Origin of the sequence: Klebsiella sp. JN_Kp127, from assembly GCF_040062505.1 — a bacterium.
Lineage (GTDB): Bacteria > Pseudomonadota > Gammaproteobacteria > Enterobacterales > Enterobacteriaceae > Klebsiella > Klebsiella quasipneumoniae.
Genome location: NZ_JBEAHS010000054.1, coordinates 68,722 through 84,552, shown reverse-complemented (window position 1 = coordinate 84,552; position 15,831 = coordinate 68,722). Strand labels below are relative to the sequence as shown.

The following is a 15,831-nucleotide window of genomic DNA, read 5'->3' as shown; positions in this document are numbered from 1 at the left end:
ATTTTCCCGTTACAAAGAACTTCAATCAGGAGGTGTACGATGAAAAAGATGATTTCTCTGGCGGTAATGTTATCCACTGTGCTGAGCGTCCCGGCCTTTGCCGATGGCCCGAACGACGGCCATCGCCCGGGGCAGCCAACGGTGTGGCAGAACGGTCCGGATCATAATGGGCATGCGCCGCAGGGCGGACCTGACGCGCATCATCAGGGTGACCATGACCAGCGTGGCCCGGATCGTGACGGTCATGACAAACGCGATCAGGCACGTCATGAGCAGGACCATTTCGCCTGGCGCGGTAACGATTTCCGCAAAGGCCACCCGGCTCCGGCGCCGTTCCGTGGCGATGAGTATCGCGTCCGTGACTGGAGCGACCGCGGCCTGCCGCCCCCGCCGGAGGGCCATCACTGGTCCTATATCGACGGTAACTATGTGCTGATCGCCGCGGCGACCGGGATCATCACCTCGATTCTGGTGAGCGGCGCCCTCGGCCACTAAATGCGCGTTTCCCAACGCCGGGCAGGGAACACCTGACCCGGCGATGGAGCTCCGCCGGGGCTACGGGTTCAGTTCGTCATCCGGCCAGTATTTATAGCCATTGACCATTGCCTGGGCGGCCAGCCCCTTGTCGGTGATTTCATAGACGTTCACTTTCGACGGCAGCGAGGAGGTGTCCTTCGCTACGCCGTTCGCGGAGGCGGCGATCGGCGCGATGCCTTTGTCATCATATTTCGCCGCGGCGTTCGCATCGGCGCCGACCATATATCCCTGGCGGATAAAGCGATCCAGGGCCGCTTTATCATGGAAGACCAGCACCGTGCGCTGCTGCTTGATCCCTATTCCCAGACCGGCGCCGCCCTGGGCCATTTTCATATAGGTGTCCTTCCCGGAGGCCGTATCCCGCACCACGCCGTAGCCGCTGCCAAATCCGAACAGCAGGATCTTGCTGCTGTTATTGGCGAATACCGCATAACCCTTCGCATGCTGAATATCGCTGCGGGCCTCGGGCTGCAGGGTGTACAGTTTATTGAGGGTTTCGTTGCGCATTTTCTGAATGCTGGCCCGCTGCTGGCTGGCGGTATCGCCCTGCGCGCTGCAGCCCGCCAGCGCGGTCATGGCGACGAGGAAAAGCGTCTGTAATTTCATAGAAATCTTTTTATTTAAATCTGAATATGGCCGGGGATGGTAGGGTAAATAATGGTTAATTCTCCATAAAATAAACGTTTATTTTTAAACTTCGCTGTTTTTAATGCTTATTGCACTGTTACGAACGCATTATTAAATAAGATGCCGCCATCGCCGGTATTAGAAATCCTGCTTGCATAAAGTTTTCACCACGATACCGTGTTAAGTCCTTACGATATTTCCCGGAGAGCGGCATGAGTGATTATGTAATTCCAGAAATTAAAGCGACGGAAGCGGAAATGATTTCTCTGCGTCATTATTTACATGCCAATCCGGAATTAAGTCTGGAAGAGTTTAATACCAGCGAACTGGTTGCCGGCAAGCTGACCGAGTGGGGCTACCAGGTGACGCGCGGCCTCGGCAAGACCGGGGTGGTCGGCAGCCTGAGCAAAGGCGACTCGCCGCGCACCATCGGCCTGCGCGCCGATATGGACGCTCTGCCGATTCATGAAACCACTGGTTTACCCTGGGCCAGCACGGTGTCGGGGAAAATGCACGCCTGCGGTCATGACGGTCATACCACCATTCTGCTGGCGGCGGCGAAATATATCGCCTCGCCGGCCTGTCAGTTCAACGGCACGGTGCATCTGATTTTTCAGCCGGCGGAAGAGGCTATCGGCGGCGCCGATTTAATGATTAAAGACGGCCTGTTCGAGCAGTTCCCCTGCGAACGCATTTTCGGTCTGCACAACATGCCGGGGCTGCCGGTGGGCAAGCTGGGCTTCTACGCCGGTAACTTTATGGCCTCGGCGGACACCGTCAAAATCACCCTTACCGGCTACGGCGGCCACGGCGCCCATCCGGAGCGCACCGTCGACCCGATCGTCGCCGGCGCGGCGCTGGTGATGGCTCTGCAGAGCATCGTGGCGCGCAACGTGCCGCCGGGCGAAACGGCGGTGGTCAGCGTCGGCACCTTCCAGGCCGGTATCGCCTCCAACGTTATTCCGGAGAGCGTGGTGATGGAGCTCAGCGTGCGGGCGATGAAGCCGGAAATCCGCGACCTGCTGATCAAACGTATTCACGAGCTCAGCGAATTTACCGCCAAAAGCTATGGCGCCAGCAGCGCAGTAGAGGTTTACGACTCCTACCCGGTATTAACCAACAGCCCCGAAGAGACTGATTTCGCCCGGGCGCTGGCGCTGGAGGTGTTTGGTCGCGAGGGGGTGCTGGAGTCGGTCTCGCCGATGAACGCCAGCGAGGACTTCGCCTTTATGCTGCGCGAACGTCCGGGCTGCTACTTCCTGCTGGGCAACGGCGAGCAGGGGGAGAAGGGCGGCTGCATGGTGCATAACCCCGGCTACGACTTCAACGATGACATTATCACCACCGGCGCGACGCTGTTCGCCCGCCTGGTGGAAAAGCACTGCCGTTAACCTCTGGAGAAGAACTGGAATGAAAAAATCACTGTTGCTATGGCTGGCGTTAATGGCGTCGACGTCGGCGCTGGCCGAAGGGGGAAAGGCGATCCGCTTCGGCGTCGACCCGACCTTCGCGCCGTTTGAATGGAAGGATCCGCAGGGCAAGCTGGCGGGGTTTGATATCGATCTAGGCAACGCCATTTGCCAGCAGCTGCAGGCGAAATGCGTGTGGGTGGAAAGCAATTTCGACGGCATTATCCCGGCGCTGAAGGCGCGGAAATTCGACGCTATCCTTTCCGGGATGTACATGACCGAGAAGCGTAAAGCGCAGATTGCCTTTAGCGACAAGCTGTATAACGGGCCGGTGTTCCTCGTGGCGCGTAAAAATACCCTGCAAGGCAATACGCCGGCGCAGCTGAAAGGCAAAACCATCGGCGTCGAGCAGGGTTCGGCGCAGGAGACTTACGTCAATCAGCACTGGCGTCCGCAGGGGATCAACATTGTGGCCTACCAGGGGGCCGATAGCGTGGTGCGCGATCTGGAGTCCGGGCGCATCGACGGCGCGGTGCTTTCCGGGATGATGGCCGACTACAGCTTCCTGCAGCAGCCGCAGGGTAAGGCATTCACCTTTGTCGGCGGCCATCTGCAGGATGATACGCTGTTTGGCGCCGGGGCGGCGATCGGCTTGCGTAAAGACGATGAGGCGCTGCGTCAGGAAATAAATGGCGCGATTGCGAAGATCCTTGCCGACGGCACCTATAAAAAATTAGCCAGCAAATATTTTAGCTTTGATGTTTATTCCGGGACATAATGTCTGAGTGTACCCGCGGGCAAGGATCGCCCGCCGTAAGATTCCTTTTCTGATTATCCAATCGACCTCCTCTCCTGACCCCTGTGGTTACCTGAGGGAAGCAGAATATAAGCTAAGGAGTACTCGGCATGATGACACGTCCCTTGGGCAAAACCGGATTTTCCATCGCCCCGTTAGTGTTTGGCGGTAACGTCTTTGGCTGGACCATTGATGAAAAAACCAGTTTTGCCCTTCTTGATGCTTTTGTTGACCATGGTTTTGATGCTATCGACACGGCGGATGTTTATTCCCGCTGGGCGGAGGGCAACCAGGGCGGCGAATCCGAAACCATTATCGGCCGCTGGCTGCAGGCGCGTCCCGGCATGCGCGATAAGGTCAAAATCTTCACCAAAGTCGGCTCCGATCTCGGCCTTCCTGGCCATAAGGGACTCAGCAAAGCCTGGATCCAGCAGGCGGTAGACGACTCCCTGCGCCGCCTTAATACCGACTACATCGACCTCTACTTTTCCCACTGGCCGGATCCGCAAACTCCGGTAGCGGAAACGCTGGAGGCTTTCCACAGCCTGCAGCAGGCGGGGAAAATTCGCGCGATGGGGGCCTCTAACCTCGATGCGATGCAGCTGGCGGGGGCGCTGGAGGTGGCGCGCAAGGGCGGCTTGCCTGCCTGGCAGGTGCTGCAGCCGGAATATAACCTCTACCACCGCTCCGCCTTTGAAGGCGCGCTGTGCGATCTCTGCGTCAGCCGTGATATCGGGGTGGTGACCTACTACAGCCTGGCCTCGGGGTTCTTAACCGGTAAGTACCGTCAGCCGTCGGATCTGGCGCAGAGTCAGCGCGGAGGGGGGATTGGTAAGTACCTGAATCCGCGCGGGATGCGGATTATCGATACCCTGGTGGCGGTTGCGGAGGAGCTGGGGGCGAAGCCAGCGGAAGTGGCCCTGGCGTGGCTGATCGGCCGCGAAGGGGTGACCGCGCCGATCGCCAGCGCCACCAGCGTGGCCCAGGTGGAAAGTTTTGCCCGCGCGGCGGCGCTGAGCCTGAGCGCGGAGCAGGTGGCGCGGCTGGACAGCGCCAGCGCCTGAGTCACGCCCTCTTCCCGGCGGAATAACGGTACAAGCGTCAATTTCCTTGTGCATACTGCGCCTGGCAGGGCTACAACTTCTATGTCAATTCCGGGCAGATTGCGCTCCCGGTTAATTTTCTGCGTTATGTCAATCATGGCGCAGGGAGCGCACAGGGGGCGGCCAGTCGCCGCCGCCCCCTGTACCCCCGGGCTCCGGCCAGCAAAATCGCCGCTGCGCGGTCCCTTCGACTTATCCCTGCAGGCTTCGGGTCGGGCCGAGGCAGCGTCCATGCAAAACACGGCCCTCAGCCCGCATCCATGCGGGCTGCCCCGGCCTTCCGGGAACGTCTCAGCGATTTTGAGGCCGTCAGCACCGGCAGTTTCAGCAACAATGGTGAATAAATTAACGACAGGTCGTACGAACGTAGGCCGGGTAAGGCGCAGCCGCCACCCGGCATAAAAGCGGCTCCGTGCCCGCTGTCATCGCCCGGCGGCGCTGTGCTTGCCGGGCCTACGAGGTATGAGCCTGTGAGAGGACCCTCCAGGCCGGGTAAGGCGCAGCCGCCACCCGGCATAAAAGCAGCTCCGTGCCCGTTGTCATCGCCCGGCGGCGCTGTGCTTGCACGGGCCTACGGGGTGTGAGCCTGTGAGTGGAGCCTGTAGGCCGGGTAAGGCGCAGCCGCCACCCGGCGGAATAACGGTACAAGCGTCAATTTCCCTGTGCATACTGCGCCTGGCAGGGCTACAACTTCTATGTTAATTCCGGGCAGATTGCGCTCCCGGTTAATCGTCTGCGTTATACCTGCCATGGCGCAGGGAGCGCACAGGGGGCGGCCAGTCGCCGCCGCCCCCTGTACCCCCGGGCTCCGGCCAGCAAAATCGCCGCTGCGCGGTCCCTTCGACTTATCCCTGCAGGCTTCGGGTCGGGCCGAGGCAGCGTCCGTGCAAAACACGGCCCTCAGCCCGCATCCATGCGGGCTGCCCCGGCCTTCCGGGAACGTCTCAGCGATTTTGAGGCCGTCAGCACCGGCAGTTTCAGTCGCACAAGTGGGTAAATCAACGACAGGTCGCACGAACCCTCCAGGCCGGGTAAGGCGCAGCCGCCACCCGGCATAAAGCGGCTCCGTGCCCGCTGTCATCGCCCGGCGGCGCTGCGCTTGCACGGGCCTACGGGGTGTGAGCCTGTGAGTGGAGCCTGTAGGCCGGGTAAGGCGTAGCCGCCACCCGGCATAAAAGCGGCTCCGTACCCGCTGTCATCGCCCGGTGGCGCTGCGCTTGCCGGGCCTACGCTGTGTCAGCCAGTGAGAGGACCCTGTAGGCCGGGTAAGGCGCAGCCGCCACCCGGCAAAATAAAGGCACAAGCGGAAATGTCTTGTTCGCACTGCGCCTGGCAGGGCTACAACTTCTATGTGATTTCCGTACAGATTGCGCTCCCGATATGTCTTCTGCGCTATGTCTCTTATGGCGCAGGGAGCGCACAGGGGGCGGCCAGTCGCCGCCGCCCCCTGTACCCCCGGGCTCCGGCCAGCAAAATCGCCGCTGCGCGGTCCCTTCGACTTATCCCTGCAGGCTTCGGGTCGGGCCGAGGCAGCGTCCGTGCAAAACACGGCCCTCAGCCCGCATCCATGCGGGCTGCCCCGGCCTTCCGGGAACGTCTCAGCGATTTTGAGGCCGCCAGCACCGGCAGTTTCAGCAACAATGGTGAATAAATTAACGACATGTCGCACGACACGAACTGTTGGCCGGGTAAGGCGCAGCCGCCACCCGGCACAAAATCGGCTCTGTGCCTGCTGTCATCGCCCGGTGGCGCTGCGCTTACCGGGCCTACGAGGTATGAGCCTGGGAGAGGACCCTGTAGGCCGGGTAAGGCGCAGCCGCCACCCGGCAAAATAACCATGCAACAGGGTTGCCTGGAAGGTAATCAATACTTTCCCGGCGGCGCGGCGCTTGCCAGGCCTACAGCTACGTGTATTTATTTGATATGTAAGTGTTATCTGGTAAAGATGAGTGAAGCGCCACCTGAAAAACACGTGGCGCAGCAGGTAGCCCGGATAAGGCGCAAGCCGCTATCCGGGGGAAGATTAACTGAACAGGGCGGTGATGGAGGCGCTGGCGAGGGAATGGAAATGGACGTTAAAGCCGACCATTGCGCCGCTGGCCTCGGCATCCACCTCAATTTTCTCAACGTCCAGGGCGTGGACGGTAAAGATATAGCGGTGGGTCTCGCCCTTCGGCGGCGCCGCGCCGCCGTATCCCGCCTTGCCAAAATCGGTGCGGGTCTGAACGGCCTCTTCCGGCAGCTCCGCCTGACCGGAACCGGCCCCCTGCGGCAGGACGCGCGTATCCGCAGGCAGGTTAGCCACCACCCAGTGCCACCAGCCGGAGCCGGTCGGCGCATCCGGATCGTAGCAGGTCACCACAAAGCTTTTGGTTCCTGCGGGCACATCATCCCACATCAGATGCGGCGAAATATTGTCGCCATCGTAGCCCATGCCGTTGAAGACGTGACGATTAGGCAGCTTACCGCCGTCCTGGAGATCGTGACTGATCAGTTTCATGCTTCATCCTCATTGATAATGCGCTGATTAACCAGGAAGTGTAGCCTGCACCACGACGCAATTCCGCTATTTATTCGCTAAAAAATGTTTCGTCCTGCACCGCCAGGTTAACGGCGCGGGTCAGGCGGGACAGCTGTTCAGGCGTGATGATATACGGCGGCATCAGGTAGATCAGGCGGCCAAACGGTCGGATCCACACCCCCTGCTCGACGAAAAAGCGCTGCAGGGCAGCCATATTGACCGGGCGACAGGTTTCAACCACGCCAATAGCGCCCAGCACGCGGACGTCGGCGACCAGGGCGGATCCCCGCGCCGGAGCCAGCTCGGTCTGCAGCTGGGCTTCAATCGCCGCCACCTGCCGCTGCCATTCGCCGCTCTCCAGCAGGCGCAGGCTTTCGCTGGCCACCGCGCAGGCCAGCGGGTTGCCCATAAAGGTTGGGCCGTGCATAAAGCAGCCGGCTTCACCGTTGCTGATGGTTTCCGCCACCTCGCGGGTGGTCAGCGCGGCGGAGAGGGTCATGGTGCCGCCGGTCAGCGCCTTGCCCAGACACAGAATATCGGCGGCGATACCGGCGTGCTCGCAGGCGAACAGCTTGCCGGTGTGGCCAAAGCCGGTGGCAATCTCATCGGCGATCAGCAGTATCCCTTCCCGGTCGCACATTTTACGCACCCGCTTCAGCCACTCCGGATGGTACATCCGCATCCCGCCCGCGCCCTGAACGATCGGTTCGAGGATCACCGCGGCGATGTCGTGACGGTGCGCGGCCATCAGGCGGGCAAAGGGCACCATATCCATTTCATCCCACTCGCCGTCAAAGCGGCTCTGCGGCGCGGGGGCGAACAGGTTATCCGGCAGATAGCCCTGCCACAGGCTGTGCATCGAGTTCTGCGGATCGCAGACCGACATCGCGCCGAAGGTATCGCCGTGATAGCCGTTGCGGAAGGTCAGGAAACGACGACGCGGTTGGCCTTTCGCCTGCCAGTACTGCAGGGCCATTTTCATCGCCACCTCAACCGCTACCGAACCGGAGTCGGCGAGGAAAACGCACTCCAGCGATTCCGGGGTCATTGCCACCAGCTGACGACACAGCGCCACCGCCGAAGGGTGAGTGATCCCGCCGAACATCACGTGCGACATCTGGTCGATTTGCGCTTTCATCGCCGCATTAAGACGCGGGTGATTGTAGCCGTGGATCGCCGCCCACCAGGAGGACATACCGTCAATCAGCTGTTCGCCGCCGGCGAGGGACAGCTCGCAACCGTGGGCGGAAACCACCGGGTAGACCGGCAGGGGGGAAGTCATAGAGGTGTAGGGGTGCCAGATGTGGCGCCGATCGAAGGCGAGATCGTCCAGGTTCATAAGCGACTTGTAAACCATTTTGAAAACATTTAGGTTTACAAGTCTACACTGAACTTACTTACAATGAAACGTACACAAAATATTTCGCGCAGCATCGAGGCGGCAAGCGAGAACATCCCCAGCAGCATAGTTCACTATCTGACTGGGGTGTGCGAGTGCAGCCAACAAAGAGGCTGTGTGAAACAGGTAGTGTACGACCTTTGGAGAGGAAAATGGCTCACCACCCCCGCTGGACAATGTCGCAAGTTACGGAATTATTTAATAAACCGCTGATCGACCTGTTATTCGAAGCGCAGCAAATCCACCGTCAGCACTTTGATCCGCGCCAGGTGCAGGTCAGCACCCTACTGTCGATCAAGACCGGCGCCTGCCCGGAAGATTGTAAATATTGTCCGCAGAGCGCGCGTTATAAAACGGGTCTCGAAACCGAGCGCCTGATGGAGGTCGAGCAGGTTCTGGAGTCCGCCCGTCAGGCAAAAAACGCCGGCTCCACGCGTTTTTGCATGGGAGCGGCGTGGAAAAACCCCCACGATCGCGATATGCCCTATCTGGAGCAGATGGTGAAAGGGGTGAAGGCTCTGGGGCTGGAGTCGTGCATGACGCTCGGCACCCTGACCGACAGCCAGGCGCAGCGCCTGGCCGAGGCGGGCCTCGATTACTACAACCACAACCTTGATACCTCGCCGGAGTTTTACGGCAACATCATCACCACCCGCACCTACCAGGAGCGCCTGGATACCCTGGACAAAGTGCGTGACGCCGGGATCAAAGTCTGCTCCGGCGGTATCGTCGGGCTGGGGGAGACCGTGAAAGACCGCGCTGGCCTGCTGCTGCAGTTGGCCAACCTGCCCACGCCGCCGGAAAGCGTGCCCATCAACATGCTGGTAAAAGTCAAAGGTACGCCGCTGGCGGATAACGACGACGTCGACGCTTTCGATTTTATTCGCACTATCGCCATCGCGCGCATCATGATGCCCACCTCTTACGTGCGTCTCTCCGCCGGCCGCGAGCAGATGAACGAGCAGACCCAGGCGATGTGCTTTATGGCCGGGGCGAACTCCATTTTCTACGGCTGCAAGCTGCTGACCACGCCGAACCCGGAAGAGGACAACGATCTGCAGCTGTTCCGCAAGCTGGGGATCAACCCGCAGCAGACGGCGGTGCTGGAAGGCGACAATGAGCAGCAGCAGCGTCTGGAGCAGGCCTTACTCACCCCGGACACTGAGGAATATTACAACGCGGCGGCGCTATGACCTGGCAGCAGCGAATCGATCGGGCGCTGGACGAGCGACGGGCGGCGGATGCCCTTCGCCGACGCCTGCCGGTGACGCACGGCGCCGGGCGCTGGCTGGAGCGGGAAGGGGAGCGCTGGCTTAACTTCTCCAGTAATGACTATCTCGGCCTGAGCCAGCATCCGGCGATTATCGCCGCCTGGCAGCAGGGGGCGGAACGTTATGGCGTCGGTTCCGGCGGCTCGGGACACGTAAGCGGCTATAGCGAGGCCCACCGCGCGCTGGAAGAGGAACTTGCCGACTGGCTGGGCTACCCGCGCGCATTGCTGTTTATCTCCGGCTTTGCCGCCAATCAGGCGCTGATCGCCGCCCTGGCGGATAAAGAGGATCGGATTGTGGCCGACCGCCTGAGCCACGCCTCCCTGCTGGAGGCGGCCAGTCTGAGCCCGGCGCAGCTACGCCGTTTCGGCCACAACGATCCGCAACAGCTCGCTCAACTGCTGGCTAAGCCGCTGGCGGGCGAACAGTTGGCGGTCACCGAAGGCATTTTCAGCATGGACGGCGACAGCGCGCCGCTGGCGGCCATTCACGCCGCGGCGCAGGCCGCCGGGGCGCTATTGCTGGTGGATGACGCCCACGGCGTCGGCGTGGTCGGCGACGAAGGACGCGGGAGCTGCGCCGCGCAGGCGGTGCGCCCTGAGCTGCTGGTGGTTACCTTCGGCAAGGCGTTCGGCGTCAGCGGCGCGGCGGTGCTGTGCGATGACGCGATGGCCGATTATCTGCTGCAGTTTGCCCGCCATCTGATCTACAGCACCGCGATGCCGCCCGCCCAGGCGGTGGCGCTGAGCGCCGCGCTGCAGGTGATACGCAGCGATGAAGGCCAGCGCCGTCGCGACACCCTGGCCGCCCGTATCCGTCAGTTCCGTGCGGGGATGGGCGAGACGTCGCTGGGTTTGACCGACTCCGTCAGCGCGATCCAGCCGCTGATCGTCGGCGATAACGGCCGGGCGCTGAGCCTGGCCAGCCGTCTGCGCGACGCGGGCTGCTGGGCAACGGCGATCCGTCCACCGACGGTGCCGGTCGGCAGCGCTCGTCTGCGCCTGACCCTGACCGCCGCCCATCAGTCTGAGGACATTAACCGTTTACTGGAGGTGCTGCATGGCCACGGTGAATAAGCAGGCGGTCGCCGCGGCGTTTGGCCGGGCGGCCAGCGGCTATTCGCAACATGATGAACTGCAGCGGCGCAGCGCGGAACTGCTGCTGCGCCAGCTGGCGCGTCGCGATTTTCCCCGGGTGCTGGATGCCGGCTGCGGCCCAGGCAGCATGAGCCGCCGCTGGCGTGAGGCAGGCAGCGTGGTGACCGCGCTGGATCTCTCCCCCGGGATGCTGGCCCAGGCGCAGCGTAACGACGCCGCCCAGCATTACCTGCTGGGCGACATTGAGGCGCTGCCGCTGTCCGACGCCTGCGTCGATCTGGCGTGGAGCAATCTGGCGGTGCAGTGGTGCGACGATCTGCGCGCAGCCCTTGGCGAGCTGTACCGGGTGGTGCGTCCCGGCGGCAGCGTGGCGTTTAGCACGCTGCTGGCCGACTCGCTGCCGGAGCTCAATCAGGCGTGGCAGGCCATCGACGACCGGCCGCATGCCAACCGTTTTCTTAGCGAAGCGGCGGTGCGCGAGGCGCTGAGCGGCCTGCGGGCGTCCGGCGAGGTGCATCAGATTAGCCTGCCGTTCGTCGATGCGCTGAGCGCCATGCGATCGCTGAAGGGCATCGGCGCCACCCATTTGCACCAGGGGCGGGCATCGGCCCCGCTTAGCCGCGGCAAACTGCGCGAGCTACAGCTGGCCTGGCCGCAGCGGCAGGGCGTCTGCCCGCTGACGTATTCTCTTTTTACAGGAGTCATTGAGCGTGACTAAACGTTTTTTTGTCACCGGGACCGACACTGAAGTCGGGAAAACCATCGCCAGCAGCGCCCTGCTGCAGGCGGCGAATCAGCTGGATTTTCACACCGCCGGCTACAAGCCGGTGGCTTCCGGCAGCGAGCTTACCGCCGCCGGGCTGCGTAATGAAGACGCGCTGGCGCTGCAGCGTCATAGCCGGGTCGCGCTGCGCTATGAGCAGGTTAACCCGTATACCTTCGCCGAGCCGACCTCACCGCATATCATCAGCGCCGACGAAGGACGGCCGATCGCTGCGGCGAGGCTCTCCAGCGGGCTGCGCGAGATAGAACGCCTCGCCGACTGGGTGCTGGTGGAAGGGGCCGGCGGCTGGTTTACGCCGCTTTCGGAAACCCTGACCTTCGCCGACTGGGCGCAGGCGGAGCAGCTGCCGGTGATTCTGGTGGTGGGCGTCAAGCTCGGCTGCATCAACCACGCGATGCTTACCGCCCAGGCGGTACGCCAGGCGGGGCTGCCGCTCGCGGGGTGGATCGCCAATGACGTGCTGCCGCCGGGCAAGCGCCACGCCGAGTATCTGGCGACGCTGAAAAACCGGCTGGCCGCGCCGTTCCTCGGTGAAATACCGTGGCTTGCCGATATCGCGCAGCGCGACGATCTCGGCCAGTATCTGGACCTCAGGGCGCTGGATCCGGCGTCATCCACTGCGCCAGCAGCGGTTCATCCAGCGCCATAATATCGCCTTCGGCGACGTTACGGCCCCGGTGCAAAACACAGAAACGATCCGCCACCCGGCGGATAAAGGGCAGGTGCTGCTCGGCGAGCAGCACCGTCAGGCCGATATCGCGATTCAACCGCAGCAGCAGATCCGCCAGCTTTTGCAGACAGCGCGGCCCTCTGCCGCGCGAGGGTTCATCAAGGATCAGCAGCCGCGGCTGCACAATCAGCGCCCTGGCCAGCGCCAGCTGGTACTGATCGTCGTCGCTCAGCGAGGCGCCTTTGCGCTGCCGTAGGGCATAGAGTTCGGGAAAATGTTCATAGATTTCGCCGCCGCTGGCGTTAGCCCCGGGTTTCCCGGCCGCGAGGGCAATATGTAGATTCTCTTCCACGCTGAGCTGGGAGAAGATGCGTTTATCCTGCGGCACATAGCCGATACCGATGGCGCTGCGCGACTGGGCCGACAGGGGGGTGAGATCCTGCGGCGGGGCGCCAATGTCATGCCAGGTCATCCGGCCGCTGGCCACCGGCAGATGCCCGGCAATGCAGTTAACCAGGGTGGTTTTTCCCATGCCCTCGCGTCCCAGTACGCCAATGCACTCCCCCGGGCGTAGTTCAAGATCGACATTCCAGAGCGAATGCTGGTTGCCGTAAAAGTGATTTACTGCCTGTAAATTCAACATGGACGTTTTCTCCTTATCCTGGCGTCAGGGCGACAGAAAGATGCTGCAAAACTCTTGCCAGGAAAAAGAACGCTCGGAAAAAAACGCTAAACGCCGATACCATCAGGCACAGCCAGCGCCGGGGCTGCACTTTTCCGGTGCCCGACGCTAAAGGGTGGTGCAAAAAGCAGCAAAAATCGAGCGGCTTTAAGCGGATAGTTATCAAAAATAGTTCGATAAAAATTTTTCGCCGCGCGGTTTAGGCAGCCAGACGATTTGCGCCGGGCGGCGGCGGTCTTGGGCTGCAGACAGTTATCCACTATTCCTGTGGATAACCTTGTGTATTAGAGTTAGAAAACCTGCGGTAAGCTAGAGCGTACGCGGCTTGCGGCTGAATTGGCGCGAAAGGCGTCTTTTCTTTAAAAGCATTAAATATCAGCTTGTTAGATAAAATCAATGGGTGTAAGAAAAGCGTCATCTTCTGCCATAAAACTTTCACCCGTCCGCTTGACAAATGTTAAAAGGTAAAAATTTCTGGGGATAACCCTGACGGCCGGAGGATTATTCCGCCCGGCGCGCGTTTTATATCCCGGTTGCCGGCAAAAAAGGCCAAATCGTGGCGCTATCATAATCACGTACTGTTTAAATATCCAGTGTATTTTGTTGGCAAAAAACGGCCCGAGGGGTAGAATTAAACACCGGCCGCTAAATCTTTTTCAGGTTCTGATTGATGAGTAAATCGTTTGTTCTGCATTCCGCCTTTCGCCCCTCCGGAGACCAACCGGAAGCCATCCGCCGCCTGGAAGAGGGGCTGGAGGATGGGCTCGCGCATCAAACGCTGCTGGGGGTCACCGGCTCCGGTAAAACCTTTACCATCGCCAACGTGATTGCCGATCTGCAGCGGCCGACGATGGTGTTGGCGCCAAACAAAACCCTGGCGGCCCAGCTCTACGGCGAGATGAAAGAATTTTTCCCCGAGAATGCCGTCGAGTATTTCGTCTCCTACTACGATTACTACCAGCCGGAAGCCTACGTCCCCAGCTCAGATACCTTCATTGAGAAGGACGCCTCGGTAAACGAACATATCGAGCAGATGCGCCTGTCGGCCACTAAAGCGCTGCTTGAGCGGCGCGATGTGGTGGTGGTGGCCTCGGTCTCGGCTATCTACGGCCTCGGCGACCCGGACCTGTATCTGAAAATGATGTTGCATCTGACGGTGGGGATGCTGATTGACCAGCGGGCGATCCTGCGCCGCCTGGCCGAGCTGCAGTATACCCGCAACGATCAGGCCTTCCAGCGCGGCACCTTCCGCGTGCGCGGCGAGGTGATCGACGTCTTCCCGGCGGAATCCGACGATATCGCCCTGCGCATTGAGCTGTTTGACGAAGAAGTTGAGCGCCTGTCGCTGTTCGACCCGCTTACCGGCCATGTGGAATCGACGGTGCCGCGCTACACCATTTATCCCAAGACGCACTACGTGACGCCGCGGGAACGCATCGTCCAGGCGATGGAAGAGATTAAGCTGGAGCTGGCGGATCGGCGCAAGGTGCTGCTGGCCAACAACAAGCTGCTGGAAGAGCAGCGCTTAACCCAGCGCACCCAGTTCGACCTCGAAATGATGAACGAGCTGGGCTACTGCTCGGGCATTGAAAACTACTCGCGCTTCCTCTCCGGGCGCGGGCCCGGCGAGCCGCCGCCCACCCTGTTCGACTACCTGCCGGCAGACGGCCTGCTGGTGATCGACGAATCCCACGTCACGGTGCCGCAGATCGGCGGCATGTACCGCGGCGACCGGGCGCGCAAAGAGACGCTGGTGGAGTACGGCTTCCGCCTGCCGTCGGCGCTGGATAACCGGCCGATGAAGTTTGAAGAATTCGAAGCGCTGGCGCCGCAAACCATCTACGTGTCGGCGACCCCCGGCGCCTACGAGCTGGATAAATCCGGCGGCGAGGTGGTGGATCAGGTGGTGCGTCCGACCGGTCTGCTGGACCCGATCATCGAAGTGCGGCCGGTGGCCACCCAGGTCGACGACCTGCTGTCGGAGATCCGCCTGCGCGCGGCCATCAACGAGCGCGTGCTGGTCACCACCCTCACCAAGCGGATGGCGGAAGACTTAACCGAGTACCTTGAGGAGCACGGCGAGCGGGTGCGCTATCTGCACTCGGATATCGACACCGTCGAACGTATGGAGATTATCCGCGACCTGCGTCTTGGCGAGTTTGACGTGCTGGTGGGGATCAACCTGCTGCGTGAGGGGCTGGATATGCCGGAGGTGTCGCTGGTGGCGATCCTCGATGCGGACAAAGAGGGCTTCCTGCGCTCCGAACGCTCGCTGATCCAGACCATCGGCCGCGCGGCGCGCAACGTCAACGGCAAGGCTATTCTGTACGGCGATAAGATCACTCCCTCGATGGCGAAAGCCATCGGCGAGACGGAGCGGCGACGGGAGAAACAGCAGCGCTACAACGAAGAGCATGGCATCGTGCCGCAGGGGCTCAACAAGAAAGTGGTGGATATCCTGCAGCTGGGCCAGAGCCTGGCGAAAACCAAAGCCAAAGGGCGCGGTAAAGCGAAGGCCGTCGAGCCTGCCGGGCTCAGCGGCGTGGATATGACGCCAAAAGCGCTGCAGCAGAAAATCCACGAGCTGGAAGGGCAGATGATGCAGCACGCGCAGAACCTCGAGTTCGAAGAGGCGGCGCAAATTCGCGACCAGCTGCATCAGCTGCGCGAACTGTTTATCGCCGCCTCCTGAGTGTTGGCGCATACCGCGGGACGGGGATAGGCGAGGGCGCAGTGAAGGTACGGCGCTGCGCTGACCGTTCCGCAGCCAGATAACCCAAGGCGGAGAAGAAAAAAGGCCGCAAAGCGGCCTTCTTAATGTTTGCTTAATCTCGCCAGGCGACACTATCCTCAACCTGATGAGGATAGCGCCCATGCAAAAAATCAACTTCCGTGAATATCTGGCGGTCGCCACCGCCCTGGTCATTATTGTTGC

General features: G+C 61.2%; 14 protein-coding genes. 9 read left to right on the top strand and 5 right to left on the bottom strand.

Going from position 1 to position 15,831, the window contains the following annotated elements:
• The first annotated feature begins 39 nt into the window (after positions 1 to 39).
• On the top strand, positions 40 to 495 hold the full coding sequence (locus ABLV04_RS24470; RefSeq protein WP_023288701.1) for an RcnB family protein: 456 nt from the start codon (positions 40 to 42) through the stop codon (positions 493 to 495).
• 60 nt (positions 496 to 555) lie between these two features.
• Here ABLV04_RS24470 and ABLV04_RS24465 read toward each other — a convergent pair whose 3' ends face one another.
• On the bottom strand, positions 556 to 1,143 hold the full coding sequence (locus ABLV04_RS24465) for a YSC84-related protein (RefSeq protein WP_048296942.1): 588 nt from the start codon (positions 1,141 to 1,143) through the stop codon (positions 556 to 558).
• Between the two features lie 233 nt (positions 1,144 to 1,376).
• On the opposite strand from ABLV04_RS24465, the gene ABLV04_RS24460 reads away from it, so the two are divergent.
• The 3 genes from ABLV04_RS24460 (at position 1,377) to ABLV04_RS24450 (ending at position 4,433) form a co-directional block, all read left to right on the top strand.
• Entirely contained in the window at positions 1,377 to 2,555 is a 1,179-nt protein-coding gene (locus ABLV04_RS24460; protein ID WP_023288703.1) for a M20 aminoacylase family protein, read from the top strand.
• A gap of 19 nt (positions 2,556 to 2,574) precedes the next feature.
• Positions 2,575 to 3,351 carry a lysine/arginine/ornithine ABC transporter substrate-binding protein gene (locus ABLV04_RS24455; protein WP_023288704.1) on the top strand — a complete coding sequence of 259 codons (777 nt, stop codon included), beginning with the start codon at positions 2,575 to 2,577 and terminating at the stop codon, positions 3,349 to 3,351.
• 128 nt (positions 3,352 to 3,479) lie between these two features.
• Positions 3,480 to 4,433, top strand: a complete 954-nt coding sequence (locus ABLV04_RS24450) for an aldo/keto reductase (RefSeq protein WP_050533033.1) — start codon at positions 3,480 to 3,482, stop codon at positions 4,431 to 4,433.
• Between the two features lie 2,062 nt (positions 4,434 to 6,495).
• On the opposite strand, the gene ABLV04_RS24445 is transcribed toward ABLV04_RS24450, so the two are convergent.
• Together ABLV04_RS24445 and bioA are read right to left on the bottom strand one after the other, a co-directional pair.
• The gene (locus ABLV04_RS24445; RefSeq protein WP_002895575.1) at positions 6,496 to 6,972 is read right to left on the bottom strand and encodes a kinase inhibitor; all 477 of its coding nucleotides are present in this window, start codon (positions 6,970 to 6,972) and stop codon (positions 6,496 to 6,498) included.
• A 70-nt stretch (positions 6,973 to 7,042) separates the two neighbouring features.
• Positions 7,043 to 8,332: an adenosylmethionine--8-amino-7-oxononanoate transaminase gene (gene bioA, locus ABLV04_RS24440; protein WP_180266387.1), complete on the bottom strand. Its 1,290-nt coding sequence runs from the start codon at positions 8,330 to 8,332 to the stop codon at positions 7,043 to 7,045.
• A 212-nt stretch (positions 8,333 to 8,544) separates the two neighbouring features.
• Between bioA and bioB the strand changes: the two genes are divergently transcribed.
• Genes bioB through bioD form a run of 4 tightly spaced genes read left to right on the top strand, consistent with a single transcriptional unit; the run spans position 8,545 to position 12,193 of the window.
• Positions 8,545 to 9,585, top strand: a complete 1,041-nt coding sequence (gene bioB, locus ABLV04_RS24435) for a biotin synthase BioB (protein ID WP_065881927.1) — start codon at positions 8,545 to 8,547, stop codon at positions 9,583 to 9,585.
• Complete coding sequence (gene bioF / locus ABLV04_RS24430) at positions 9,582 to 10,739, top strand: 8-amino-7-oxononanoate synthase (RefSeq protein WP_180266388.1); 1,158 nt, start codon at positions 9,582 to 9,584, stop codon at positions 10,737 to 10,739. The genes bioB and bioF overlap by 4 nt, the downstream gene beginning before the upstream one ends.
• Positions 10,723 to 11,478: a malonyl-ACP O-methyltransferase BioC gene (gene bioC / locus ABLV04_RS24425; RefSeq protein ID WP_023288915.1), complete on the top strand. Its 756-nt coding sequence runs from the start codon at positions 10,723 to 10,725 to the stop codon at positions 11,476 to 11,478. The genes bioF and bioC overlap by 17 nt, the downstream gene beginning before the upstream one ends.
• Positions 11,471 to 12,193, top strand: a complete 723-nt coding sequence (bioD, locus tag ABLV04_RS24420) for a dethiobiotin synthase (RefSeq protein ID WP_104466451.1) — start codon at positions 11,471 to 11,473, stop codon at positions 12,191 to 12,193. The genes bioC and bioD overlap by 8 nt, the downstream gene beginning before the upstream one ends.
• Here bioD and ABLV04_RS24415 read toward each other — a convergent pair.
• Positions 12,135 to 12,857, bottom strand: coding sequence for an ATP-binding cassette domain-containing protein (locus ABLV04_RS24415; RefSeq protein ID WP_017900923.1), 723 nt, complete (start codon positions 12,855 to 12,857; stop codon positions 12,135 to 12,137). The two genes, bioD and ABLV04_RS24415, sit on opposite strands and share 59 nt — an antisense overlap.
• A gap of 86 nt (positions 12,858 to 12,943) precedes the next feature.
• A complete protein-coding gene (locus tag ABLV04_RS24410) occupies positions 12,944 to 13,156 on the bottom strand; it encodes a hypothetical protein (RefSeq protein WP_044521787.1) in 213 nt (70 codons plus the stop codon).
• A gap of 410 nt (positions 13,157 to 13,566) precedes the next feature.
• Between ABLV04_RS24410 and uvrB the strand changes: the two genes are divergently transcribed.
• The gene (uvrB, locus tag ABLV04_RS24405; protein ID WP_072413649.1) at positions 13,567 to 15,588 is read left to right on the top strand and encodes an excinuclease ABC subunit UvrB; all 2,022 of its coding nucleotides are present in this window, start codon (positions 13,567 to 13,569) and stop codon (positions 15,586 to 15,588) included.
• Positions 15,589 to 15,831 lie beyond the last annotated feature (243 nt).